Genomic DNA, 474 nt, shown 5'->3' with positions numbered 1-474 from the left:
CGTCGATCGATTGAGGCGCAAATTCAGGAACAGCGCACCGCCTTTGTCGGGAATGAGGATGCATGGCAGGCTGCGACGGCAGCCAAGGAAAGTGTCGGCAACATCCGCGAGACCGGCAACCGCTGGTCTGCTTTCGTCCGCACCAGCGCCGATCCCGATGCTTACGTCACTGCAACGAAGGCCATAGACGGTCTGGTTGATAGCCAGCAAGGAATTGGCGAATATCGGGAGCCTGTGCGGCGGGAACTGCACGCACAACTGGCAATGGCAGCGGGCCAGCGGCTGCAGGATACCAATCCGAAGGCGTTGGTGGTGGCTCTGGACAGCGGCCATTTTAACGATGTCCTGGACGGACAGCAAATCGACCGGCTGCGCGATGGCGCGCAGGTCGAAGTTCGTCGTAATGAGGCCCTCGCGCAACACCAGATTGCGCTCCAGAAGGCGGCAACCAACGAGGCGATTGCGACCGCCAAG

At 61.0% G+C, this 474-nt stretch carries 1 protein-coding gene; it reads left to right on the top strand.

Features of this window, described 5'->3' with window-relative positions:
• On the top strand, positions 1-474 hold a 474-nt coding region (locus AACY52_RS30640), incomplete at both ends, for a hypothetical protein (protein ID WP_339561435.1).

It is taken from the genome of Pseudomonas sp. EA_65y_Pfl1_P113 (assembly GCF_963970525.1).
Lineage (GTDB): Bacteria > Pseudomonadota > Gammaproteobacteria > Pseudomonadales > Pseudomonadaceae > Aquipseudomonas > Aquipseudomonas tritici.
The sequence above is the reverse complement of the archived record's forward strand: the minus strand, read 5'-3'. Positions and strand labels throughout refer to the sequence as shown.